Genomic DNA, 26,299 nt, shown 5'->3' on the forward strand with positions numbered 1-26,299 from the left:
TGGTGCATTTTTTCATGCCATCATATGTGAACGAAGCCAATCTAATCTATCTTTTATCTTCAGTACGTAAACGAAAGTTTCCCATGACCCGACAAGCCAAACATGTTCGGGTTCCTGTATACATATTATGCTTTATTACAGAGGGCGAAGGGGTTGTTGTACTGGATGGTGCGCTACAGAAGGTTCGTCCTCTCCAGTTATATTTGCTTGTACCCGGCATGATTGTGGAATTCCCGGAACAAGGTAGTACGTTCGAATATTATGGTGTATGGTTTGAACCGATTCGGCTAACCAAGACCAGAGGTAGATATGAAACATTGCCTTCCCTATCCTTATCCGGTGCACTCTCACCAGGGCATATTCCCGTTCATCATCCACAACAGATCCTCCAACAGATCGTGCAGTTGTATCATCACAGTCGGCAAGAACGAAATCGGGATTCATTGAATTTGAGAATTCAGTTAGAGCAATTGATCCAGAATATTATGAAGAATGAACCGGAACAGCCGGATACCGTAATGGATGAACGGGTTGAACGGAGCATCCTTTATATGGAGCAGCACTATACGGACAAAGTAAGCATTGAACAGCTGGCTGAAGCAGCAGGTGGCATGCCGCCGGTTGCTTTTTCACGTTTGTTCCGAAGTGAAACAGGTCTGCCACCAGTCGAGTACCTGAGCAATGTGCGCATGACCCATGCGAAACAGATGCTGAATACAAAGAACAGTCGAGTGAAGGAAGTGGCAGCTGCAGTCGGGTTTCGAAGTGAATTTTACTTTAGTCGCATGTTTCAGCGCATGGTGGGTGTATCCCCTACATTATATATGAAGCGAGGCAAGTTAAAGGTAGCTGTAGCATCCTCACTCGGATTCGAAGACCATCTGAAATCAGTTGGAATCGAGCCGGTCTGTGTGGTGGATTTATTCCAGTATCCAGGTCAGAGCAATGAGCAGTATGCGGAACAATTGCACAGCCAACTGCTGGAATTGGAGCAGTCCAATCCGGATATGATCATCGCCGATCATTATCATACAGAGTTCAGAGAGCAGTTTAAACAAACGGCTGCGCCTGTATTTCTGGATTTCTCTGTGTGGGACTGGAAAGGAAACTTTGAGAAAATTGCCGAGTTGGTGAACCGGGAACGTGAGGCTGCGGAGATGCTGACTCGTCTGGATGTGCAAACTGAGACAACAGGCCAGACATTGCGCCGTATACTGGGCCAGGAACGGATGACCATCATGCAAGTGAGCCACCGGACGATTGGCATTCAGGGCAGGGTGAATCATCCGCTCAATGAATTGGTATACGGCGAGCTTGGTCTGCGCCCGGGTAATCAGGCTCCAGCAGAACTGTGGCGTATGGAGCTGCAACCGGAGGCCATGCCTGTATTGGAGACGGAACATTTGTTAATTCATCATCATCATATTCTCGCCGGTAGTGACAAAATGTATGACCAGTTGACCAGAACGGCAGCATGGCCCCAGATTCCGGCGGTGAAGGATGGAAAAGTTAAGCGCATTCCCAATTGGTTTGTGATGAGCTGGACTCCACTGGGGAGACAACGAATCATGAATGAATTGATGGCAGCCGTGGGTGAACATCAACAGCGATAAACAGCACTGAACTGGTAGCGTTACAACAGGGATCGTACTGCAATAGGTAGTCTACTCATGTTAGGGAGAGTGAAGAATGAGACGTATTGGGCAAGGACGAACGGCTGAGATCTATGAGTACCCATCAAATCAGATTATGAAATTATACCATGCGGATTTTTCTGCCGAAGCCGTCCAGAATGAGTTTCGAATTACCGAGGCAGTATTCCAAAAGGGCTTACCTGTTCCACAAGCAATGTTGTATATGGATGATGTAATGCGCAAAGGGATTATATTTGAACGGATTGAAGGCAACACGATGTTATCCCTTATGATTCAGGAACCCTCGCTGATCGAAGAACTATCGCGTCAAATGGCAGACTCTCATCATAGCCTTCACGCCCAGCAGGATGATGAAGGAGCACTCCCCACACAAAAGCAGATTCTTACTGGGGCCATTCAAAATACCTCTCTATTGTCGGAAGAAGATAAGGTGCAGGTTATCAATTATATGTCGTCTCTTCCAGAGCGAAAGCAAATTTGTCATGGCGATTTTCATCCCGATAATGTCATGTTAAATGAAACGAGAGATCAATATTGGGTTATAGATTGGATGACAGGCATGTCGGGTGATCCAGCGGGTGATGTGGCACGAAGCTGGGTAATATTAATGAGCGGCACGTTGCCGGAGGATACAGACCTGGCTGTTCATAGGGGATTTGAATTGGCTCGCAATGTAATGCTGGATCATTATATCCAACATTACATCCAGATTTCCGGAATATCTCGCCAGGAGATGGATGCCTGGATTTTGCCTGTCGCGGCTGCACGTCTAGACGAGAGGTTACCTGCAGTGGAAGCGGATCAGTTAATCAAGCTTGTGCAGGATCGTATTCGTCTGCTGAAATGACATATCTAGCTTAACTAACAAGGATAACGAGGTGAAGAAATCAATGCTAAACGCACTAAAGACCATACAATCTTACAAGTCAGGCCATCTCCCGGAGGGGGAGCAGCCACTGTGGCTACAGCTGCTGGCAGCGGCAGAACAGCCGAATATTAACCTGGAACGCATTTTTTCTATAGCTGAGCTGGAAGGCACGAATCCGGTACTGGATTACGTAGAACGCACACTCCAGGTGCTGGAGCAGCTTCAGGTTTCTTTTTGGATGCGAGAAATTCTGGAGGATGTGCTGGTCTGGTCGGAAACGGCAAAGGCAGGATCACCGAAACAGCGGCGAAAATGGCAGAAACAGGGGGTTAACCTGTTCGTGCACAATGTGGGTTCAGCACAGGTATATGACATGTACGGAAGTATTGGACATTTGCATGGCAAGCAAGGACATCGTGAGGAGAAACATTCATCTCGATTGGAATCCCCGAGTGATTTATCAAATGATGATCCAAGTGGTAGTACACAAATTGTGCAAACAGCATATGGTTCACTCCCACCTCGGTATGAGATCATTCGTACCCTTATTGCCACACACGGACTTATTGGTCAGTACATAAGAGGAGAAATTCCATTTGCCGAAAATGCCCCACTGCACTCGTTCATAACGCAAGGGTGGCTGACCGCAGATGAAATGCAGGCCATCCTGATCGCATTAAATGAATGTATCATTGCTGGCGTTGACCCAGCGTTGTGGAATCAAGTTCAGGCTGAAGTGCAGCGTATCGTAGGTTGGATTATTACAAAGCCGGATCATACAGACTGGAATGTGAAGGAGCGGCTGTCACGCTTACGGAGCTCATCTATACGTCAGGGAGAAGCGATGGATGAAGCATATGCGAAACTTCAAGCTCAGCTTGAGATAGAGAAACTTCTCGCTCCTCTGTCTCATCGGACCTTATGGTATGTGGAGTCAGCGATGCATGATTTTTCATTGCAGGAGATGGTTAAGATATTCCTTTTGACGCTGCACAGTGAAGCTATGGTGGTATCTGGAGATGACTCGATGAATAACAGCACAGGTATTGGCATAGAAGCCGACGAAGAAGCAGTGGGCTCGAATTCGACTTCGCAGGAGCAACAATGGGATGTGGTAAGGCATATCAGCTTCGAACCATTAATGAACACGATGTATTACGATTATAAAGGTGTCAAGAAACTGAATGTTTACAAGAAACGAATGATTGAAAAGTATTTGGAGCAATATTCGTGGGAGCAGATTGAAGCAGGTGAGACGATTACTTACCCCCATCTGACACATCGGATTGAACGGCACCCGGATTTGAGGGATACGGTATTTGTGACATTTGAATTTTCCCCGGCGGCCGAGAAGCTAATTGCTTTTTGTATTGAAGCAGAAAAGTCTCCGTTATACGAAAAGGCTGTGCTGTTGTTATTTGACCTGTTTGGACTCCGTCGGGATGCGTATGATCGGTTCCATAATGAAGAGACGTATCTGGCCGACATGAACGGCTCAGGTGATTACAAGAAAGTACTGCTGGATTACATGGTTGGCAAACGTGTGCTCGATATCGGTCCCGGCGGTGGAATATTGCTCGATCTGATTGAGCAGGAACGACCTGAGATGGAACCAATCGGCATTGATATTTCAGCGAATGTCATTGAGGCGTTGGAGCGCAAAAAGCAGCGGGAGGCACATCGCTGGCAAGTATTGAAGGGAGATGCTCTTCAACTGGATCAATACGTACAGTCAGGCACGGTGGATACGGTTATTTTTTCATCCATTCTGCATGAACTGTATTCGTATATTGAACGTGACGGACGAAGCTTTAACAGCGATACGGTCGTTGCTGCGCTGAGAAGTTCATTTAACGTGTTGTCACCCGGGGGCCGGATTCTGATTAGGGATGGTATCATGACTGAACCCGAAGCGCAGAAGCGTCGAATTCGTTTCCTCGAACCGGATGGGATGCGATGGCTGGAGCGGTATGCGCAGGATTTCCAGGGACGCAGCATTGAATTTGAGCAGATCTCTGAGGACGAGGCGGTGCTGGATATTAACGATGCTATGGAATTTCTGTACACCTATACATGGGGCGAAGAAGCATATGTCCATGAGATTCAGGAGCAATTTGGCATATTTACCCCATCGGCATATGAACACTGTATTCGCGAAGCGCTGGGTGAGCAAGCCGAGATTATTACATTCAGGCACTTTCTTCAGGAAGGATATACGGAGGCGCTTGGAGAACGAATTATATTTATGGATGAACAGGGTCAACCTGCACCTTTGCCAGACAGCACTTGCCTAATTGTGATTGAAAAGAAGAAAGGAATGGCGGACAGATGACGAATGAAGCCAACACGGCTTTATATTTTGTAAGGCACGCGCAGTCTGAATATATGGAAGGGCAGGAACGCGAGCGAGGTCTGACGGAACAAGGAAAAAGGGATGCGGCGACCGTCGCGGGTCTGCTCCACCGGGAGCAGATACAATCGTTTTATTCCAGCCCGTATAGACGGGCCGTGGATACGATTCAGGGGTTGGCTGAAGTGTCAGGTGGCATTGTGGTCACCGAAGAGGATTTGCGTGAGCGTGAGCTGTCAGGTCCTGAAGTGAAGCATGAACATTTTCGTGAAGCCAAACAAAGGCTCTATGATGATCCTGCATTTGCTTATTCAGGTGGAGAATCCGGCGAAGTCGCTGGGGCGCGGGCAATCGCTGTTATACAGCGTATCCTGGATAGGCATCCGGGACAAAAAATAGTGATTGGCACCCATGGGGACATCATGACCCTGATTTTCAATTATTATGATCCGTCCTATGGTTATGACTTCTGGGCAAACACAACGATGCCGGACATCTACAAACTGGAGTTTGATCGTGATGGTAGGTTGGTTCAGGTAACACGATTGTGGGAAGAGCAGGTGTAGTTTCTCTAGGTAACACGTTCTAACGACGTTAGGAGGCGATGATACTGAACCTCAAGTTGGTAGAGTCCTTTATGGAGCAACAAATCCGTTTTAATGACAATAAAAGTTTATTTTATAATGGAGGCAAGTCTACATTAGGGCCATCTCCGCGAACGTTGTGCTGGCTAATGGAATATCGCGCTCAAGTGGCAAAAGCATTAGAACGTATTTTTACAGATGGATTATTGAATCATTTTACAATTAAACTAGCAGAGCAAGGAGTCCGCCATTTTATCCAGGTGAACCAGTTTATGCAGTTTACGAGCAATGACAAGTTGCAATTGGCAGAATTATATAAAGATCAATTTATGCGGATCTGGTCTCTTTTGCAGAATGAGAGGGCAGAGGAAGAGGTATTACAGCAATTTTTCCAGAAGCATTATCAACAGTTAAGAACATTTCTAATACAGACCAATGGCGAGGAATTGTTTAAAAAATATACAATTGATCCACTTCTGTTCTGGGTGCCTTGTGAGGAGTATTCGGCGGATCTGCAGGTATCCTGGCTCGGCTTGGATATAGAGCACCTGCATCCGCCGGTGCTTGATCTTGGCTGCGGCCCGCAGGCCAATTTGGTCCATTTTTTACGTGGAAAAAAGATAGAAGCTTATGGGATGGACAGACAGGTGGAGGAATCGGAAGAGCGGCCGTTTTTGCGACGTGTGGGCTGGATGGAATCTTCTTTTGAACAAGAACAGTGGGGGACAATAATATCCCATTTGGCATTCTCCAACCATTTTACACATCATCATCTCAAGGCAGACGGCGAACCGGAAGTATACGCTCAGAAATATATGGAGCTTTTAAGAGCGCTAAAACCAGGAGGTTCCTTCTTCTATGCGCCGAGTGTTCCTTTCATAGAGTCATTCGTAAATCAACTTCCCCAGTACTTTGTATGTCGAAGCTGGATAACACCAACACAGCAAATGACGCGAATTACACGGCTGGACTAGATGAAAAAGGGGGAGAGCCAAATGAAGATTACGTTTATGCCGGATAAGTACACTGTTGAAGAGCTAAAAGTCCCTCACTTGCAAGATAGGATGTACTGCATATTTGATCTAGAGGGCACAGGGATTAATCCGGGAGAGGAGAGTGTGACCCAATTTGGTGCGATGAACTACAAAAAAGGAGAATCATTAGATTCATCGTTCTCTTCACTTGTTCGTGCCTCTAAACCCATTCCGGAAGCGGTGGCGAAGTTAACGGGCATTTCAAATGAAGAAATGATCCAGGCCCCTTCGTTCGCAGAAGCATACCAGGCTTTCCTGGAATTCATCGGGGATAAGGTATTAGTCACGCAGGCGGGTTATGAGTATGATTTGCCCATATTGAAACGACATTGTGATATGAATGGGCTGATGATGTTTTCCAATCCGGTGTTGGATACAAAAGCGATGTTTACATATATTCATCCTGAAATCTCCGAGGTCATCTCTACCGATTTCCTGATCCGGTATTACGAGCTGAATACAGACGGAATTCACAGGCATGATGCCTTGGCCGATTGTAGTGTGATTGCTCGTATATTTGAACATGTCCTGAACGAATATCAGGCTCTTGCATTGGATCATTTTACTGCGGATAGGGAACGTGAGATGAAGCGTTTTGTGATTCCTGAGATGTATTTAACAGCACCGATCGGAGGAGGGAAGCCAGATGAGCAGAGTGGATGCAGATAAATTGCTGGCTGATTTGAATGCGGGGCTGATGATTAATCAGCAGACATTCGAAGGACTGGAAGTGGAAGCCTATCTGGATCAACGGGATGCTTCCGAATTTGCCGATGAGTGGATGCAGGCATTTGAACGGATTGCTCAGAATTCTGACGTCGTGGAAGAAGAAGTGCTTCGTGTTTGCAGGGAACTGGCTTTCAAACGAACGATTGCTCTTGCGGGCGATCCGGAACTAGCGGGATATGTCAGTGATGATATTGGTTTGATTGGTGCTGCTCTATTACAGGATGAAATGCAGAATTTATTTGTTAAGCAATTACTTGAACGTTATCAACAAGGTACATTACCCCTGCGTTAAGCGGGGGTGACGGTTGTATATTCTTTTCGTTTGTATAAAAAAATAGCTTCGAATGTGTATTGTGAGTTTTGCACAGCATAAGGTACAATTCATCTAAGCATTGAGTGAGAATGATAATCATTATTTATAAAACATGTTCTCACCGATACAACAACAGATTACATAGGGGTGAAGGGTATCATGGTAAGGTTCAGTAAAGGCTTCAAAGGGTGGACGATCATTCTGCTACTCATGGTTGTAGTAATATCGGGCTGTAGTGCAAATTCTGAGTCAAAAGCAGAACAGGCTCCTTCATCTGAGACAACGGTTTCGGATGGCAGTACATCTGAAACAACAGAAAAAGAAGCAGAGACACGTGTCGTTCAGGATGAATTCGGTGATGTGACGATCCCGGTGCATCCGCAGCGGATTGCTGGTATCTATGTGGAAGATTATCTGAAAGCACTGGATATTACACCGGTAGTTCAATGGTATCACCCGTTGTGGGGAGTGCAGGAATATCTGGATCTGGATGTGCCTCAATTTGATACTACAGGAAGCATTGAGGCTTTGTTGCAATATGAGCCGGATCTCATCATTGTGGATGGCGGAGTGGACATGGAGAAATATGAGATGTATTCAAAGGTGGCACCGACGTATCGCCTGCCTGAAGATATTCTACAGGATTCCAATAAAATTTTAACGACCATTGCGGATGTTGTTGGTAAACCGGACAAGGGTAAAGAAGTTGTTGCGGCATTTGAAGCCAAGATTGCAGACGCTAAGGCGAAGCTTCAGGAAGCCGTTGGGGATGAGACCGTAGCGGTTGTCCGATTGAATATCAGCAATAATACATTGGCATTGTTCGGTGTGAAAAATCGATTTACCGGATTTATTTATTCGGAGCTTGGTCTAACACCTCATCCATTGGTCGGCAACATGGAAGAATATCAGGAAATACTGTCCGAAGAGGCTTTTCCAGAGCTTGATGCGGATCACATTATTGTATTTCCATCCAATGGAGAGTGGTCATCTCCAGAGAACAAGGAAGCTTTGAAGGTGCTGGATAGCAAGTTGTGGAAATCTCTCCCGGCAGTCAAAAACAACCATGTGTACATGATGGAAAGATCGTATTGGCAATCAGGTGCGATTACGGCAAACACATTGAAGATTGATGATCTCTTGCAAAAAATGACACCATAAGCCTTTTCCATAAGAAAGTTCTTCCCTCAGGGTTGAAGAGCTTTCTTTTTTCGTTTACACTGTTGTAAATGATAACAATTCTCAATTAAGGAAGATGAATATGTGTCCCACGATTGTACAACTGATTCCCAAGCCCTGGTTATGCATGCTTCAACATATGAAATACATGGATTATAGCCAAGTCGATATCGCCAATAGGCAGACATATAACATGACATCATCACACGCCCTTTTCGTAGTGACGGGTGGGCATGGCTCAATAGATTCTTTGGATAATAGGGACACTCGCCTGGAAAAAGGGATGATTCTGTTTGTTCCGGCAGGACGTACCATTGTGATTGAAGGCTCCAGTGAGTTGCAATATTACAGACTTGAACTGATGGTAGCTGAGGTAAAAGAAGATACGTCCAGTAGGTTGAGTATAAGAGACGAAACGGCGCAACAAGGGCTTCCAGTCTTGATTTCAGATCCAGATCGGTTGCCTCTTATTGAGCTGAATTATAGTCCATGGAGTTCCTGTCTGAAATCGGTAGAACAGATATCGCGTGGGCAGACTGCTCATGATTGGCTGGATCAATGGGAGATGCAACTGCGTTTCCAGGAGTGGTTCCGAGTGCTGCTTCGGCAAAATGATCCCGAGATTGAATCGCCGGATGACCGTGCCCGGCTTCAAAGCTCGATTCGTTATATTCGCGAACACTACGATCAGCCCATAACAGTTGATGATCTGGCAGCAGAGATCCGGCTTACCAGATCCAGTTATACCCGACGATTCAAGGAGATCACAGGCAAGCTTCCGCTTGATTATGTAAATGCTGTACGATTGGAGCATTCCAAACTGCTGTTACAGATGACCGATGATCGCTTGCATGATATTGCACAGAATGTGGGATTTAATAACGAGTATTATTTCGGCCGCCGATTCAAGCAATATGCAGGTGTTTCACCAGGGGTATATCGGCGCCATTACCGTCAAGAAGTACGTGTGTTTGCACCGTATCTAGAGGATTTTGTACTGGCTCTTGGAATAAAACCCGTGTTGCAGTGCTCCCATCGCTCATGGGGCAGGCAGCATTATTTGGGAATGGAAGATATCCCTGAATTCGATGTTACTCGGATAGATGCAGGTTTTAATGAAACGAATGTGCCTGAATTTATTATGTTGAACGACGGGTATAAACGCTGGAATCTGGATCGGTTTGAGCAAGTAGCACCGACGTTTTATATGGAGCACGAGGGTGAGGACTGGCGTTCCATTTTGAAATCCACAGCGGATGTGCTGGGAAAGGTAAGTCGGGTGCAGGATGTAATAGGTGATTATGAGGAAAAGGCGCAGGAAGCCAAGAAACGTTTGACACGTCATATGCGTGGCCAAACCGTCGCTTTTTTGCGTATTTCTGCATCGGAAATTACACTCTATGGAAATCAATACGGTTATGTAGGACCTGTGCTGTATCATGATCTCGGATTAACCCCGCATGTTCGTGTTCAGCAATGGGCGAGTCAAAGTAGAAGAATCGGTATTGGGCTTGAGCAGCTATGTCAGCTTGAGGCAGATCATCTCTTTATCACATTTGATAATATGGATTCTGCCTACCCCGGAGAGGAACGGAAGCTCCTGGAGAGAGAGGAGTGGAAACGGCTGCCTGCCGTAAAAAGTGGTCACGTATATGAGGTGGATTTTATGACCTGGATGAATTATGGTGTTATATCCCATGGGAAGAAGATCGATGATATATTGCGATTTATGGCCTGAATTAGACTTGAGTAATGTAAAATCTCCTGAACCACTATACTTCCAAGGTAGTTGCATTCCCAATCCTTTTATTTCATTTTTTTCTTTTTCTTGCTCTTAACAGCATTTAGCGAATTGACGAAGGCAGTTGTCTTGTTTTCGATCGCACATAATCGCTGACATGGCTGAGAATAAATCAAAGGCGTGGTCGCCTGACAACCAGAATAAGATTATGGAAGCATTAGAGCTTAATGATATATCTCAATTAATTCATTATGAAAAGGAGCAGAGGGATAATCTCGCTGCTTCTTTTTATTCTTAACTGACCTCATTGATCAATTCCTCGTTATTATTTCTCACATTACCTACTGCAGAATCCACCTTGTATGCTATCATTTCATCGGCATCATGCGGGCTGAGAAGCCTCAGAACGCTTTCCTTGTCTGATTCCTTGTTTAGCCAATCCGCTTCATCTTGCGGCCGGAGAATGACTGGCATACGATCGTGGATGTCCGCCATAAGACTGTTAGGTTCCGTAGTAATGATAGTGCAAGTTGAAAGCTTGTTATCTTCTGGATCAATCCAAGTATCGTATAGGCCAGCAAGCGAGAAGATGGAGTCATCTTTCATTAAAATCCGCATTGGTTGCTTTACGGATCCATCCTTTTTCCATTCATAAAATCCCGAGCATGGGATATTACACCGCTTGGAACTGATCAGGCGTTTAAAGGCTGGTTTCTCTGTGAGTGTCTCTGCACGGGCGTTAATCATCTTATTGCCTATTTTTTCATCCTTGGCCCAATTAGGAACTAGACCCCATCGGAGCGCCCCCAATCGATTACCGTCTTTGCTACCGATAATTGTCGGGATGAATTGCATAGGCGCAGCGTTGTAATTAGGTTTGTACTCAAATCCTTCAGCAATAGAAGCATAGTACCTCTCCATAATTTCTTCAATTGGATCTGTAATCGTGAATCTTCCGCACATATCGAAGCCTCCTTTAAAACGCTATAGTATGTAATTTAACTCAAATCTTTAACGTTAGAAACGGGTAATATGTGGAGTTTATGCGAAACAACATGGGAAAACAGCAACGTATGCAGGCAGGTTTGCATATGAGCAAAATATATAGAAAAAAGCCTGTTCACTACTGAACGGGCTTTTTGGTGTGGTATTACTCAGGTGATCCAGGAGATTTAGTTTTTCTCCATAACAGCAAAGTAATTGTTTTCATCATCTGCAAAGTTGAATACTCTTCCACCAGGCATCGTTACAATCTCGCCAACCGTAACTTGTTTATTGGATAAGTGAGTGTAAAGTTGATCCAGGTTATCTGTGAAAAGCATAAGAGATGGTGTGCCAAGGTTTAATTCAGGGGACATTTTGGCAACGAATTCTTTGTCGTGCAGGATAATGGTGGTTTGAGCATCCTTCACAGGAGCAATCTCGATCCAGCGCATTCCATTCCCATTGACTTCGTTAACGATATGGAAACCTGCTTTTTCTGTCCAAAATTGAAGAGCCTTATCCTGATCATTTACATACAACATAATTTGTCCGACTTGAGTAAACATTGATTTACACTCCTTATATACGTAGTTGATCATGGTTGAAGCAGGTATGCCTTTGGATGTAGCTTTTTAGTTTGAGTCAAGCTTTATATTACCATATATGAGCACCTGTCATACAACTTCAATTCAAGCACAAAAAGAGGAAGCATATGTCCTTGACTGCCGCATTGCGACATACCATTAGATAAAGGACAATTCGAGCGAACGAATTACCTTTTAAGCACAGCCATGTAATGGCAGATGGGAGCGCTGTAATGACGAAACGGGTAGTTCTATTGGAAGAAGGTACGGCAGAGATGAAAGGGCTAATGGGTATTAAAGGGGCTGAACTTGCGGCGTTGCTCCAGGCAGGTTGGCCCGTTCCGGCCGGATTCATTGTAACAAAGGAAGGCTGTCGCGCATTCTGTACCCGTCTTGCACATCTTTCAGCTGAAGGAACCCAAGAGATTGGCAGCGCAATTCAGCATCTTGAGCAGCAATCCGGCAAATTCTTCGGCGATTCCTTAACACCGCTGCTGCTTGCCGTCCGGTCAAGTGAATCGAGTTCCCGTAATACGGCATCCCATGCTTTGCTTCATGTAGGACTGAATGATGTGACGGTGGAGGGGCTCGCTAAGCAAACGAATGATCGTCAGTATGCCCTTAATTGTTATCGAATTTTATTACAAGATTATGGTCAACTGGTGTACGACATTCCGTATGATCTATTTGAAGAAAAATTGGAAGACATCTCGATACTCGATGAAGCGAATCTAGAATTCACCATCGCGGAATATAAACGTTTAATAGAAGAGAGAGGACGTCATCCGTTCCCTCAGGATGTGCAGTTACAGTTAAAACAAGTGATGCGTGCAGTTTCTGATTCACAACGTGTTATAAGGCCCAACTCCCAACAAGAACTTCTTCGTAATCCTTCTCATTTCTCCGATGAAACTCAAGGAGCAGCTGTTCTTATACAGGTGATGGTCAATGGCGAGCGTGGTGACCGCAGCGGGTTCGGAACGGTATATTCTCGTCATCCAGGTACCGGGGAACGAGGTATGACAGGGGATTACATTTCAACTGATGCTTCTCGGCGTTCGAATGAAGGACTGGATCAACTGCGGAATGAAGAGTCTGAACTGTATGGTCTTTTGCAGGATGCTTGCGGTTATCTGGAGTCCCACACGAGAGAAGTACAGGAGATTCAATTTGTTGTGGATTCTGGGACCTTGTATCTTGTGGAAATTAGTGAAGCAAGGTTAACCTCACAGGCGACGCTGAGGAGTACTGTAGATCTTGTGGATGAAGAGGTAATCACCAAAGAGGATGCCATATTACGTATCCAGCCTTGGCATGTGACGGAATTGCTGAAAGCATCTTCAAATTTATCATCCGAGTTACAGCTCCTACTTGAATGGGCAGATGAAATGAAGGGGCTTACAATACTTTCGAATGTGGATCATCCAAAGGACGCCGTGAAGGCCCGCTCGTTAGGGGCTGAGGGCATTGGATTGTGTCGGACAGAACAACTGTTGTTGTCTGCTTCGAGATTTCCTTTTGTACAGAAAATGATTCTGGCAGACAGCGAAGCAGAGCGCAAACGTGGACTGGAACGTCTGTTGCCGATGCAACAGGCTGATTTTGAACAACTCTTCGAAGCGATGGATGGTTATCCGGTAACCATTCGATTGCTTGATCCGCCGCTGCATGAGCTGCTGCCTGATATTGAAAGGTTAAAAGAACGACGTGAGCAGTTGGCTCTCAGGAAATTAGAGGAAAATAACACCGAAGTGCAGGAGCTTGAGCATGTTATTCGCAGGGTGCTGGAATTGCATGAACAATATCCGTTGCTAGGACAGCAGGACTGTCGACTGGGAACTGTGTTCCCGGAAATCTACGATATGCAGCTTGAAGCCATTTTTCGTGCAGCGGTGAAGGGCATCCGCCAAGGGTTATGGGTGCGGCCTGAGATCATGATTCCTTTGGTGGGTCATGCCAATGAACTTCAAGTCATGAGAGATCTGGTGGATCATGTAGCGGACCAGGTGCTTGGAGAGGAGAAGCGTCACTGTCTTTACAGAGTGGGAGCACGAATTGAAGTTCCTCGAGCGGCATTGACTGCAGCTCCTATCGCGCGTCATGCGGACTTCTTCTCGTTTGGCACCGATGAGCTGACACAGATGACGTTTGGTTACAGTCGTCATAATACGGAGAAGCGTTTCCTTCATTTTATTGAGTCACAACGCTCACTGCCCAGCAATCCATTTCAGGTACTGGATATTGACGGAGTGGGGCAGTTGGTGGAGATGGCCCTCGTTCAGGGCCGAATTCGGAAACCTCATCTAAAAGCAGGCATCTGTGGCGAGAATGCAGCCGATCCGGCTTCCATTGCTTTTTGCCACCGGATTGGTCTGGATTATGTGAGCTGTCTGCCAGAACAGGTACCGCTTGCCCGTATCGCTGCCGCACAGGCGGCACTCCTTGCTCAGAAGCAGGACCCAAACGAAAACAAGCAGGACGGCGATATATCGACGATTGCGTAATGTTTCTGGTAAGCGATTAATGAGGTAATTGGATCGGCAGATGGTATAATACGGAAATGATAGAGAGACAAAAGCTTTCGTGGACATAACTTGTTTATGTTGTTCACTTGTCTGCTGTCAACGTATGACTACTACCTCGCGGATTCGTTACCTCTTTTTAATTTGAAATAAAAAAACGGAATCCAGTTCGTCCACAATGAGTACAAGGAGAGACATCCAATATGACTACTTATGATTATCCCCCTATACAGGCTATCTTTATCGACCGGGATGGCACCATTGGAGGAACAGATGAAATACGATACCCTGGTGAACTGGAGCTATATCATGGAGTTGAAGAATCCATCCGGAAACTATCTGGACAGGGTATCCAATTGTTTGGATTCACGAATCAACCGGGCATTACAAACGGTAAGTCAACGATCAAAGCTTTTCAGCAGGAGATGAGGCTTTTTGGCATTGAGCACACTTATGTTTGTCCTCACCCTGCTGAGGCTCAGTGTGAATGCCGTAAACCACGACCAACGATGCTCAAACAGGCAGCACTAGAACATGATTTGAATCTTGAACGATGCATTGTTATTGGAGATCGGTGGTCTGACATGACTGCTGCGCGTGCAGCTGGCTGTTTATGCATATTGGTGTTGACCGGAGCAGGCATAGAGTCGCTTGAGGAGAACCGTACCCGATGGGAAGCGCTGGAAGCAGACTTTTTGGCTACTGATTTTAACGCTGCGGTACAGTGGATTTTACAAATTAGGGAGAAGCCAATCGAGGATATTATTATTCGCCAAGCCTGTGCCGAAGATGCGCCTCGTCTGCTGGAACTACATCGGGCACTGGATCGTGAAAGTACTTATATGCTCTATAATCCGGGAGAGCGCAAGACCACGTTGGGCGGGCAGGCTCGTTTTATAGATCAGTTGAAAGCTACTTCGAATAGTTCAATCTGGATCGCGGAGCATCGGGGCAAGATCATTGGCCATCTTACGGTCATTGGGGGCACAGCAGAACGTATCCGACATCGGGCGAGTATTGTTATTGGAATAAGACAGGCTCATACCGGCCAAGGCATTGGCAAAAAGCTAATGTCAGCAATGGAAGAATGGAGATCTACTGCGGACATTACTCGCCTTGAGCTGACTGTTATGAGCCATGATTATAATGCGATAGCTTTATATCATAAGGTTGGTTTTAAACAGGAAGGAATCAAGCCTAAGTCTTTATTGGTAAATGGTACATATGTGGATGAATTTATTATGGGTAAGCTTTATGAGGACAATAACAAGAGTAGCTTAACTCTTTAGAAAAGAGAGGTTTTCAAAAAAACGTAGTTTGTTTAAACTTTTTCTAGTCTGCTGCATCCCCTCATGGAATACCAACCCTAAAACTGTTATACTGAAATATGCGTTTTGTAAAAGGAACGTAAAAATTTCAGATAAGGGTTGAAAGCGACCATGTTTAATTCCAAAAATGAGCGGACCTCATCACGGACTTTATTTGCCGTGTTATTTATTCTTATGCTGCTGAAGCTGTCGCTTTTGCGGTATTTCTTTTTCCAGGGTCTGTCCGGCATCGGTTTCGTTACTGACGCATTGGGGGCCCTGACAGTGGTATGCATCCTCGATCTGATCGTGCCCAAAGGGTGGAAGCGTTCAGTGTACGCAGGTTTTAATGTGTTGTTCTCGCTGGTATTGTTCGCGGCGACACTCTATAACGTACATTTCAGTTCGGTTCCCACATATACGGCACTCAGCGAACTGGGCCAAGTCGCCCAAGTGAGGGGCAGTATCGGGCCTTTGGTGCGACCTGAGCACTTCCTGTTTTTTGTGGATATCGTACTCGCTCTGCCCGTATGGTTTATCTTGCGCAGTCGACGTGCCTCAGCTCGTAACAGCAGCTATCGTGACAGTGGACTCCATTTCGGCAGAAGCCGGAGACGGTATTGGGGCAAGTTGGGTGTAGCCCTTACGGCTGCTTTTTGCATCGTGCTGTCCGGCAGCTTCATTGTCAAAGGGGAAACCATTGATAATGAACTGGTTCGTGCCGAAAATCTGGGCTTTCTGAATTACCAGGTGTCATCGGCGATCCTGACGAGCAAAGAGAATGAAGCCATTGCGAATGGCAACATTAACGAAACCATCGACAAGATTAATCAACTGGTTAGCAAGTATCCGTATCAGGATAAGTCGAGTCAAGGCACAGCTATCAAAACCAAATATTTTGGTCAGGCCAAAGGAAGCAACCTGATTGTCCTCCAACTGGAGTCATTTCAAAACTTCCCGATTAATGCTTCTCTCGACGGTCAAGTACTAACCCCGGTTCTGAATGATCTGGCCAAAGAAAGCTATTATTTCTCTCATTTTTTCCAACAGATCGGACAGGGAAATACATCGGATGCTGAGTTCATGTCGAACACATCCATCTATCCAACCGGAATTGTACCTATGTCAGCAGGGTATAGTGACCGTGATCTGCCAAGTCTTCCGAAACTGCTTGGGAAAGAAGGATATGAATCTGAAACGTTCCACGTTAATGACGTCACCTTCTGGAACCGGAACAAAATGTATCCTGCGCTTGGATTCAATCGGTACTTCGACAAACCCAGCTTCAAGAATGATAAGTTTAATGATTTTGGACCATCGGATGAGGAGCTATATCGTGTAGGTGTGGAAAAAATGGCTGCGCATCAGGCTGCTAATCAGCCGTTCTATGCTCAGTTCATTACAGCATCCAGCCACTCACCGTTCACGGTTCCTGCAGACCGGGCGAGAATTACCATCCCGGCCACTATCACCAATACGTTGCTGCGTGATTACCTGCAGGCGATCAATTATACGGATTATGCAGTAGGTCAGTTGATCGATGAACTCAAGGCAAATGGGTTGTGGGATAACACAACACTCGTTATATATGGTGACCATTTCGGTCTGCCGGCAAACGATGAGATTACTCAGCAGATCCAGACCAATCTGGGCGTGCCCTATGACGGTAAAGTTAGTCGTTTCAACATCCCGCTCTTGATCCACACGCCGAAACAGGCGAAAGGTCAAGTTATAGAACAGCCTGGTGGTCAATTGGATATATTGCCAACGGTGATGAACCTGATGGGTGTCTCTTTGAAGGAAGAGAAATTCACAGCCTTTGGACACGATCTGCTTAACATGGACCATAATGCGTTCGGTATCCGGTATTACTTGCCGACAGGTTCATTTGTGAACAATGACATTATGTTTATTCCGGGTGCGGGCTTTGATGATGGAACAGCCTACTCGTTAAAAACGTATGAACCCGTCACGGATCTCGAGCCGTATCGTTCTGACTATGAGCACGTGCTCAGCTTGATGAAGCTGTCTGACGAGTATGTGAAGCTGTTACCCAAACGTGCACCGTAATTGAATTTTTAAATGTATGAAATACTATAACGTCACTGGCTCACGAGCTGGTGGCGTTATTTGTTTATTCATCGTAAATCGAAACGTGTAATGAAAAGGAGATAACCTTTGAAACTGTAATCAATAATGTTACAATGGAAGATGCAGCCACTAACGCAGATGACGAAAGGAATGAATATAGATGAAACTTAGTGTACTTGAACATGGACATATTAATGAAGGACGGACGGTACAGGATACCCTTCGGGAGACGGTAACTCTTGCCAAACATGCGGATGAACTGGGCTTCTCCCGCTTCTGGATGTCGGAGCATCATGGCAGCGGGGCACTGTCATTTTCCAGTCCGGAAGTTATGATTGCACACGTTGCAGCACATACCGATCGAATTCGCGTAGGTTCAGGCGGCATTATGCTGCCCCATTACAGTGCATATAAAGTTGCCGAGAACTTCCGTTTGCTGGAAGCACTACACCCTGGCCGAATCGACCTTGGTATTGGCAGAGCCCCGGGAGGCATGCCGATTGCCAGCAGAGCTCTGAATGAAGGAAAGTCATCGAATGTGCAATTCTTCCCGCAGCAGATTGCCGATCTGGGTGGATATTTTCATGAACAGCTGCCGGAGGATCACCGTTTTGCTTCCCTAGTAGCTGGGCCATCTGTAACCACTGTTCCCGAAGTATGGTTGCTCGGCTCCAGTTCCGAAGGTGCACGAATTGCTGCAGCACAAGGGACCGCTTACGCGTTTGCCCAATTTTTCGGAACGCCGGGTGGAGAGGAAGCGATGAAGCATTATCGCAGACATTTCAAGCCTTCTATCCTGAATGACAAACCACATTCCATGATTGCGGTGTCGGCATTCTGTGCAGAGACTGAAGAAGCGGCCGCTGAACTGGCTCGCAGCAATGAATTATTCTTCCTGCGGCTTGGCCGGGGTCTGGAGCAGAACTCATTCCCATCCCTGGAAACGGTGAACAACTATCCATTTACGGCCATGGAGATGGAACAGATCCGTCAACGCCGTTCTTTTTCCATTGTAGGTACACCGGATCAGGTAAAAGACAAAATTACAGCAATGGCTGAACGCTATGAAGCGGATGAAGTTATTATTGCATCTGCGATTCACTCATTCGAGGATCGTTTGCGTTCATTCAGCCTGATAGCGGAAGCCTTTGGTATAAAGCAGGATTAATCGGTACTGAACGGGAATTAGTATTCTGAAATGGCTGGAGCCTTGCTTAGCAAGGTTCCGGTTATACTCTTGCGTGATCAGGGAGAGGAGAGATTCACATTCGCAGATGTGTCGTTAGTGATATTCATGGCTGTTACGACGAATTCAATGCTCTGCTTGAGCAGGCAGCATACGATCCGGAGCAGGACGAGCTGATTTTGTTAGGTGATTATGTCGACCGCGGACCGAAGAGTAAAGAGGTCGTGGAACAGATTATGCAGATGCACGAGCAGTACAATATTATTGTGATCAAAGGAAATCATGATGCGATGATGGTCAAGGCGCTGAACCATGATGTCGAGGACTATGACAAACACTGGATTCGTAATGGAGGTTTACAGACGCTGGCCAGCTATGTTGAGGTTTCTCTGGATGATGAGCAGTTGGACTGGGATGTTTATACTGAAGCCAAACAGTGGCTCCGTACACACTATGAGCATCATCTTCGTTTTTTGGAACAGCTTCCCCTTGTATACGAAATTCCTGGTTATATCTTTGTACATGCCGGGATTAATCCGGATGTGGAGGATTGGAGGACTCAGTCAGAGCGTGACTTCATTTGGATTCGGGAGCCGTTCTATTCAAGACCAACATCGCTCAAGGAGACCGTGGTATTCGGTCATACTCCAGTCAAAAATTTGCATAACGAGCCAGGTGTCTGGTTTGACCCCAGTGGAGACAAGATTGGCATTGATGGCGGATGTGCTTATGGTGCTCGATTGAACTTGCTGGAGATCAGCGAAGACGGGAGTCTACAGACTCTTTTTGTGAAAAGAGGAGAGACCCGTCAGGGTCCCGAGGTTTAATCCACGCGGCGAATTTCAAATAAATCTCTTTAAACAAAAGTATAAATTAAATCCCGTTGAAGCTCTAACCTTTTACTTTCTTGAGAATGTGGATTGGTATACATACCGACAATGGATCGAAGCTGGCGGAACGGCAGAGTTGTGCATTCGTTTACGGAGTATAAAGGCAAGACCTGACATGATTTTGTAATTAATTCGCTGTAAAGGGATTGGAATTAAGCCTTATTAACGCTATAATCAGTAAGGGTATGCTTGAATTATTAAATTTATTAATCTAAATCAGAATTGACGGAGGGCTATTAATATGGAAAAAGCATTAATCTTCGGTCACAAAAATCCCGATACGGATACGATCTGCTCGGCCATTGCCTATGCAGACTTGAAAACAAAATTGGGTCAGGACGTTGAAGCTGTTCGTCTCGGCGAAGTAAACGGCGAAACTCAATTTGCATTGGACCAATTCAAAGTGGCAGCGCCACGTCTGATCAAAACAGCAGCTAACGAAGTGAACAAGGTCATCCTGGTTGACCACAACGAGCGTCAGCAAAGTGTCAGCGATATTGAGGACGTGACGGTGGTTGAAGTTATCGACCATCACCGGATCGCGAACTTTGAGACAAGCCAGCCTCTGTATTTCCGTGCAGAACCTGTAGGTTGTACAGCAACCATTTTGAATAAATTGTACAAAGAAAACGGCGTGGAAATCAGCGCACCGATTGCTGGTCTGATGCTGTCCGCGATTATTTCCGACTCCCTGTTGTTCAAATCTCCAACATGCACAGAGCAGGATGTAGCAGCAGCACGTGAACTGGCTGCCATTGCTGGTGTAGATGCAGACAGCTATGGTCTGGATATGCTGAAAGCGGGCGCAGACCTGAGTCAGAAAACGATTGCTGAACTGATCTCCCTGGATGCAAAAGAATTCGCTATGGGCCAAGCAAAAGTGGAAATTGCACAAGTGAACGCGATTGACGTGAATGATGTGCTTGTGAAACAACCTGAGCTTGAAGCAGCGATTGAAGCAATTATTTCCAGCAAAGGTCTCGACCTGTTCGTATTTGTCGTAACCGACATCCTGAACAACGATTCCGTTGCATTGGCTTATGGTGCTTCCACCAAAGCTGTAGAAAAAGCGTACAATGTAACATTGTCGGATAGCAGAGCGTTGCTCAAAGGTGTAGTATCCCGCAAATCGCAAATTGTTCCAGTTCTGACCGAAGCGTTCAACTCGTTGTAAGATGCACAAAACCGACGTATAACCATTACGTCCAGATATACGATGAATATTCAGTTACAACATCCAAGCCTGCTCTTGATCTGTCATAGGTCAGGACAGGCTTTTGTTGTAGAGGAGGATGTACCATGATCAAAAATGAAAAAATTAAAGCGACTGAAGTCCAGCTGACCGGCCTGAACGGTGAAGATCTCGGCATCATGTCTACTCGTGACGCACTTGCACTTGCGAAGCAGCATAAGGTGGATCTGATTTGTATGTCTCTAATGACCAGCCCGCCGCCATGCAAACTGATGGGCGCTGGAGCAGCGAGACAGGAAAAGCAGCAAGAGAAGAAGAAGGCGGTAAAATCCCCGGATAAACGTAAAGTGAAAGAGATTCGACTGAACCTGCAGATGGAAGACCACGATCGGGAGACCAAGCAATCTCAGGCAGAGCGTATCCTGACGAAGGGGGACTCGGTGAAGCTCGTCATCCAGGTGCATGGAGCCAAGGAAGGAACAGCAGGCAAGGAATGGGCAGAACAGCTGTGCAAATCTCTGGCTGAGTATGGCAGTAAAACGACAGGTATTCAGGTGAGCGGCAAACAGGTCGTTGTACAGTTAGACCCCATTGGATAACAAAGATGAACGAATTCAGCTGAATAACAAGGAACTGTGAGACAATACGGTCGTTATTGGGCTGGCTTTCCCTAATGTTCTAATAACCCCGTGAAGCAACAGTTGACCTGCTGCTCTACGGGGTTTTCAGCATGAAATATCGGTATAGCAATTCTGTACTCCTAATGATAATCACGCTTTAAGCTGTTTAGACTCGCAAGTAACGGCTGCCGCCGATGCGTACATACAACTGTCCCGGCAAGACCGGAGTAGATGAGGCTGTTTGTGAATTCGAGTTACTGTTCTTGGCGTAGCGGGATAGATATAGAAAGTCCGGATAAATTACCGTATCCATCAAATAGGCTGACACTGTACTTCCAGGAATGCGGTTTTGATTCAGTGAACGAATGATTTCTTCCCCGCTTGCAATCCCGATTCCATGACCATAATATACGTCTTCACGAAGCATAATGGTATTCTCTCCCTGCCACTCTGGTGTTTCAGGGGAAACGTCCGGATTTTTGAAGTACAATACGTCTCCAGGAAGCGCAGAGTCGCTGCCGTTCTTCTCCGTTAATCGCAGATCACTGTCATAGTGCCAGTCGTAGAGCAGCAGGTTGCGGAACAGTGAATTGAAATCATCTTCCCGAATACTGTTCAATACTCCGCCATAAAGGACAATTACAGTCGCTGTTGCACATTCAAAGGCATACAAATGACCATTCTTCCAAATGTCCCGGATTCCTTCCGCAGGCGTTACCTCAGATCTTAGCTCAAAGCCACCTTCAGCATTTCGGTTCCAATAGGCAGGATTACATCTGGATTTCTCGAACGAGGCAAAGCTGACCCCGCTTCGATCGAGCGCTTCTGCTGCATCCACCAGAGACTCGCGCAACGTCCATTCAAAGTGAAGATGATCCATGGATTGATATGTGTATACTGTTGGACTGTTCTGTAGTTGCTGTAACCAATGCCATGCAAAAGCAGACCAATCCGAACGTACCAGCTCAATCGGTTGATTCGCAACAATGATCATAATCATAACCTCCAGTATCATTTGGATGTTCAGCCTTGTACAAACCGGTATGCACGCGTATTCTGTAGTATATGACGACACTTATGCGATTTTGTATGTCTACAAGTACAGACAGCATGAACACACGATAAGAATGTCGATTATTGCCTGGAATTTTTGTTGATCTCGTTTATAAATCATGATATTTGGGGTACTACTCTTATAGATGAAGTTATGTTCAGGTCGATCTGTTCATACGGAATATATTCAGATTCCCCATAAAGGAGGATATGTGGTGTCGAATCCAATTGCAGAGAATCGCTCTCTGTTCGAGCAGTTATATACACATGCACCGATCGGCATTGCTGTTGCTTCGCATGTGAACGGACGTTGGCTTCAGCTTAATCCGGCATTTTGTGAAATGCTGGGATGCAGTGAAGATGAATTGATTGACTCACCAATTGTACATATGATCTATGAGGAAGACTTAGAGATGGAGGAGTTCAGAGCCCATTTCTGGGATATGACCAATGGATTAAGTCTGATGTATGAAACTGAGTTACGGCTTAAGCGTAAGGATGATTCTCTTCTCTGGGCGACGGTAAGAGCCTGCATCGTCAGGGATGAAGTGAGCGGCGAGCCGCTTTATTTGCTTGTTCAGGCAGCGGATATTTCGAAGCAGAAGGACGCGGAGAATCGATTGATTATACAGCGCAAGCAGTTGGAGGAGAGCAGTAGAATCTCAAGATTGCTGGCCGAGTCCTCGCTTGACCTGATTGCCATACACCATGCCGATCCGGAGCGGACGTTCAAGTACGTATCTCCAGCCAGCAAAAGTATGTTGGGATATGATCCAGAAGAAGTTGTTGGTCAACCTGGCCTGTTCTGCATTCACCCCGACGACGTGCGTCTAGTTGAAGCTTTCGTGGCTGGTCAAATCCAGGGCCTTGCACCTGATCGAATTAGCTATCGGCTCCAGCATAAGGATGGTTCTGTTATATGGGCGGATACCATCACTCATTATGTATATGACATACAGGGAAATCTGCAGGAAATGATTGGAGTGACCCGTGATATTACAGCGAGCAAGCAGCAGCAATTAAGTCTTCAGGAGTACCAATCATTGTTCGACAGTAACCCTCTTGGAGTTGCTTCATTAGATTTGGACGGAAACCTGCTTAAGGCCAATGCAGGTCAAGAGCAATTGACAGGTCATACCAAGGAGGAACTTCTTAGTTCATCCTTTGATCATCTCATTGACCCGGTGGACCTGGATAAGACGAGGTATCATTTTGAAGAAACCGTAAAAGGAACCGCACAGAGCTATGAAGTGGGGTTGATTCACAAAGACGGACAGCGCATTGAAACAAGTGTGATTAATGTTCCGATTTTGCTCGAGGATCGTGTCGTGGGCGTCTATGGAATAACTAGTGATATTACGGAGTCTAAAAGGTATGTAGAGGAAATTGAAAATCTCAGTTACGAAAGAGCATTGATTCTCAATGCCATGTCTGAGGGAGTCATTGGCCTCGATCAGAATGGTAACCTGATATTTGCCAATCCGATTGCAACGGAGATGATGGATTTCTGTCCGTCTGAGATGAATGGCAAGCCACTTGAAGAGATCATGTTACAAATGCAAAGTGAGGGTATACCTTATCCGTCCAATAGCACTCCTATTCTTCAAGCTGTACGTGAAGGGCGAAGCCTGCCGCGATCTGAGTCTGTATTTTGGAAGCAGGATGGCTCCAGCTTCCTGGCGGAGTTCCAACTGAAACCGATAATGGAGCAGGGGGAGAATCGTGGAGCTGTACTGGTTTTCCGCGATATGACATCGGTGAAGGACATCATTCGTGCCAAGGAAGTGGCAGAACATGCGGACCGAGCCAAGTCCGAGTTCCTGGCGATTATGAGTCATGAGCTTCGTACACCTCTGAATGGAATTATGGGCATGGCCCATCTGTTAAAAGAAACAGAGTTGGATGAGGAGCAGAACGGCTTCGCCGATATCATCATCGACAGTGGTGAATCACTGCTGCACATTCTGAATGAGATCTTGGATTTCAGTAAGATTGAAGCAGGAAAAATGGATCTTGAACGCCAGCCAGTGGATATTAAATCGGTTCTTGGCGGGGTCATGGAACTATTTGCGCTTAGAGCTTCCGAAAAGAATATTGAACTATACTGTGAAATGTCAGAGCAGATTCCCGAACGCGTACGAGGCGATGAAACTCGCATTCGTCAGATTCTGATTAATCTAGTAGGCAATGCCATCAAATTCACGGAGAAGGGAAGCATTCAGGTTCACGTGAACGTTAAGCCAGCGGAATTTTACAATGAGAATCATCTGATCTTGTCCGTTTCGGTCAAAGATACGGGGATTGGCATTCCGTTCAATAAGCAGCATCAACTGTTCCAGTCTTTCTCACAGCTCGATCCGGCTATCAATCGCAAATATGGAGGCACAGGTCTGGGGCTGGCCATCAGCAAGAAGCTGGTGGAACTGATGGGCGGCGCCATTGGTGTACAGAGTGAGACAGGTGAGGGGGCGGATTTCCACTTCACCCTGTTACTTGAACGATGGCAAGATGAGTCCACGGATCAGATTGAAGAGGTGGCTGATCACAACCTGAAGCTGGATCGAACAAGTCTGGCAGCGGGGATCAAAATTCTTATAGCTGAGGATCAGTCATTGAACAGCCATTTGCTGGAGGAAATGCTTCGTAAGCACGGCGGTCTATGTGATATCGTGGAGAACGGTGCAGAAGCGGTGAAAGCATTGGAAAGGGAAACATACGACCTTCTCTTTATGGATATCCAAATGCCTGTTATGGATGGGATTGAAGCGACCTGCCGGATTAGGCAAACCCACCCTGAAATTCCGGTCATTGCTGCCATCACGGCATTTGCAGGAGCGAACGACCGTGAAGCTTGTCTGAAATGCGGTATGCAGGACTTTATCAGCAAACCGTTCAGCTCTACGGAAATAAGTCGTGTGCTAAACACATGGGTTCCGTACATACGCTCCCAGCATGAGCGCTGATGGGCTGCATGTCTCAAGTTATCAAAAAAAATAACCTGCCTCTGAAATTCAAGGGCAGGTTATTTTGGTCTTCCGTGGGTGTTGGTAGTAGCCTGACAGATGTCAGGACCATCCTCCAATTAATCCCGAAAGGGTTACACACTCGTCATCTTCCAGTTCTGCAATTAGGGTAAGTTCTTCGTTGTCATTGGGGTCCACCGAGAATAATTCACGGCGTCCGTCTTCGTGGACAATAATGACCAACTTATTACCGCTTTTTGTATCAAACTGGTACTTCACTCCGATACCAGGCAATGGGCATTCCCGGATATTCATGAAACCTGTCACCTCTTTAGCTTTTCCATAGTTAAGTTAACCGTTCACACAGTACGGATGTATTCTACTATTCATAACACCATTTGGCAAGTCAGAAATGAAATAGTAGTCATCTCCTCCAAGCTTCTTGCGCTGTGGT

21 protein-coding genes are annotated in these 26,299 nt (G+C 46.0%); 17 read left to right on the top strand and 4 right to left on the bottom strand.

The window, feature by feature from the left end:
* Positions 1-26: 26 nt before the first annotated feature.
* From BLV50_RS02730 to BLV50_RS02770, 9 genes are all read left to right on the top strand, one after another.
* Positions 27-1,613 (top strand): helix-turn-helix domain-containing protein, encoded by a 1,587-nt coding sequence (locus BLV50_RS02730; protein ID WP_218135357.1) that lies wholly within the window; start codon positions 27-29, stop codon positions 1,611-1,613.
* Positions 1,614-1,689: 76 nt separating this feature from the next.
* Positions 1,690-2,502 carry a phosphotransferase family protein gene (locus tag BLV50_RS02735; RefSeq protein ID WP_090805693.1) on the top strand — a complete coding sequence of 271 codons (813 nt, stop codon included), beginning with the start codon at positions 1,690-1,692 and terminating at the stop codon, positions 2,500-2,502.
* A gap of 43 nt (positions 2,503-2,545) precedes the next feature.
* Positions 2,546-4,855, top strand: a complete 2,310-nt coding sequence (locus BLV50_RS02740) for a class I SAM-dependent methyltransferase (protein ID WP_090805696.1) — start codon at positions 2,546-2,548, stop codon at positions 4,853-4,855.
* Complete coding sequence (locus tag BLV50_RS02745) at positions 4,852-5,439, top strand: histidine phosphatase family protein (RefSeq protein ID WP_072732531.1); 588 nt, start codon at positions 4,852-4,854, stop codon at positions 5,437-5,439. Before BLV50_RS02740 ends, BLV50_RS02745 begins: the two co-directional genes overlap by 4 nt.
* Positions 5,440-5,477: 38 nt before the next feature.
* Positions 5,478-6,431, top strand: a complete 954-nt coding sequence (locus BLV50_RS02750; RefSeq protein WP_090805698.1) for a class I SAM-dependent methyltransferase — start codon at positions 5,478-5,480, stop codon at positions 6,429-6,431.
* A gap of 21 nt (positions 6,432-6,452) precedes the next feature.
* Complete coding sequence (locus BLV50_RS02755) at positions 6,453-7,160, top strand: 3'-5' exonuclease (protein ID WP_177031101.1); 708 nt, start codon at positions 6,453-6,455, stop codon at positions 7,158-7,160.
* The gene (locus BLV50_RS02760; RefSeq protein WP_090805703.1) at positions 7,138-7,512 is read left to right on the top strand and encodes a hypothetical protein; all 375 of its coding nucleotides are present in this window, start codon (positions 7,138-7,140) and stop codon (positions 7,510-7,512) included. Before BLV50_RS02755 ends, BLV50_RS02760 begins: the two co-directional genes overlap by 23 nt.
* Positions 7,513-7,692: 180 nt before the next feature.
* Positions 7,693-8,694 carry an ABC transporter substrate-binding protein gene (locus BLV50_RS02765; RefSeq protein ID WP_090805705.1) on the top strand — a complete coding sequence of 334 codons (1,002 nt, stop codon included), beginning with the start codon at positions 7,693-7,695 and terminating at the stop codon, positions 8,692-8,694.
* Positions 8,695-8,794: 100 nt separating this feature from the next.
* The gene (locus tag BLV50_RS02770) at positions 8,795-10,450 is read left to right on the top strand and encodes an AraC family transcriptional regulator (RefSeq protein WP_244552058.1); all 1,656 of its coding nucleotides are present in this window, start codon (positions 8,795-8,797) and stop codon (positions 10,448-10,450) included.
* A gap of 297 nt (positions 10,451-10,747) precedes the next feature.
* Here the strand turns inward: BLV50_RS02770 and BLV50_RS02775 are convergent, their stop codons facing one another.
* Positions 10,748-11,416 (bottom strand): SOS response-associated peptidase, encoded by a 669-nt coding sequence (locus BLV50_RS02775; protein ID WP_090805709.1) that lies wholly within the window; start codon positions 11,414-11,416, stop codon positions 10,748-10,750.
* Between the two features lie 209 nt (positions 11,417-11,625).
* Positions 11,626-12,003: a VOC family protein gene (locus tag BLV50_RS02780; protein WP_053779906.1), complete on the bottom strand. Its 378-nt coding sequence runs from the start codon at positions 12,001-12,003 to the stop codon at positions 11,626-11,628.
* A gap of 251 nt (positions 12,004-12,254) precedes the next feature.
* Between BLV50_RS02780 and BLV50_RS02785 the strand changes: the two genes are divergently transcribed.
* The 7 genes from BLV50_RS02785 (at position 12,255) to infC (ending at position 21,808) form a co-directional block, all read left to right on the top strand.
* Positions 12,255-14,525 carry a putative PEP-binding protein gene (locus BLV50_RS02785; protein WP_090805711.1) on the top strand — a complete coding sequence of 757 codons (2,271 nt, stop codon included), beginning with the start codon at positions 12,255-12,257 and terminating at the stop codon, positions 14,523-14,525.
* Between the two features lie 221 nt (positions 14,526-14,746).
* Positions 14,747-15,832, top strand: coding sequence for an HAD-IIIA family hydrolase (locus tag BLV50_RS33720; RefSeq protein ID WP_177031102.1), 1,086 nt, complete (start codon positions 14,747-14,749; stop codon positions 15,830-15,832).
* Between the two features lie 150 nt (positions 15,833-15,982).
* Entirely contained in the window at positions 15,983-17,920 is a 1,938-nt protein-coding gene (locus BLV50_RS02795) for an LTA synthase family protein (RefSeq protein WP_090805714.1), read from the top strand.
* A gap of 181 nt (positions 17,921-18,101) precedes the next feature.
* Positions 18,102-19,109, top strand: coding sequence for an LLM class flavin-dependent oxidoreductase (locus BLV50_RS02800; protein WP_090805716.1), 1,008 nt, complete (start codon positions 18,102-18,104; stop codon positions 19,107-19,109).
* Positions 19,110-19,207: 98 nt separating this feature from the next.
* Positions 19,208-19,954: a metallophosphoesterase family protein gene (locus BLV50_RS02805; protein ID WP_090805718.1), complete on the top strand. Its 747-nt coding sequence runs from the start codon at positions 19,208-19,210 to the stop codon at positions 19,952-19,954.
* 304 nt (positions 19,955-20,258) lie between these two features.
* Positions 20,259-21,191: a manganese-dependent inorganic pyrophosphatase gene (locus tag BLV50_RS02810; protein ID WP_090805721.1), complete on the top strand. Its 933-nt coding sequence runs from the start codon at positions 20,259-20,261 to the stop codon at positions 21,189-21,191.
* 125 nt (positions 21,192-21,316) lie between these two features.
* Complete coding sequence (gene infC / locus BLV50_RS02815) at positions 21,317-21,808, top strand: translation initiation factor IF-3 (protein WP_063563371.1); 492 nt, start codon at positions 21,317-21,319, stop codon at positions 21,806-21,808.
* 187 nt (positions 21,809-21,995) lie between these two features.
* Here the strand turns inward: infC and BLV50_RS02820 are convergent, their stop codons facing one another.
* Positions 21,996-22,823, bottom strand: a complete 828-nt coding sequence (locus BLV50_RS02820) for a protein-glutamine gamma-glutamyltransferase (protein WP_072732542.1) — start codon at positions 22,821-22,823, stop codon at positions 21,996-21,998.
* Positions 22,824-23,097: 274 nt separating this feature from the next.
* Here BLV50_RS02820 and BLV50_RS02825 point away from each other — a divergent pair, with 274 nt between their 5' ends.
* Entirely contained in the window at positions 23,098-25,845 is a 2,748-nt protein-coding gene (locus BLV50_RS02825) for a hybrid sensor histidine kinase/response regulator (RefSeq protein WP_177031103.1), read from the top strand.
* Between the two features lie 102 nt (positions 25,846-25,947).
* On the opposite strand, the gene BLV50_RS02830 is transcribed toward BLV50_RS02825, so the two are convergent.
* Positions 25,948-26,160: a cation:proton antiporter regulatory subunit gene (locus BLV50_RS02830; RefSeq protein ID WP_053779896.1), complete on the bottom strand. Its 213-nt coding sequence runs from the start codon at positions 26,158-26,160 to the stop codon at positions 25,948-25,950.
* Positions 26,161-26,299: the final 139 nt, after the last annotated feature.

The sequence above is a fragment of the Paenibacillus sp. 276b genome (assembly GCF_900107875.1).
GTDB lineage: Bacteria > Bacillota > Bacilli > Paenibacillales > Paenibacillaceae > Paenibacillus > Paenibacillus marchantiae.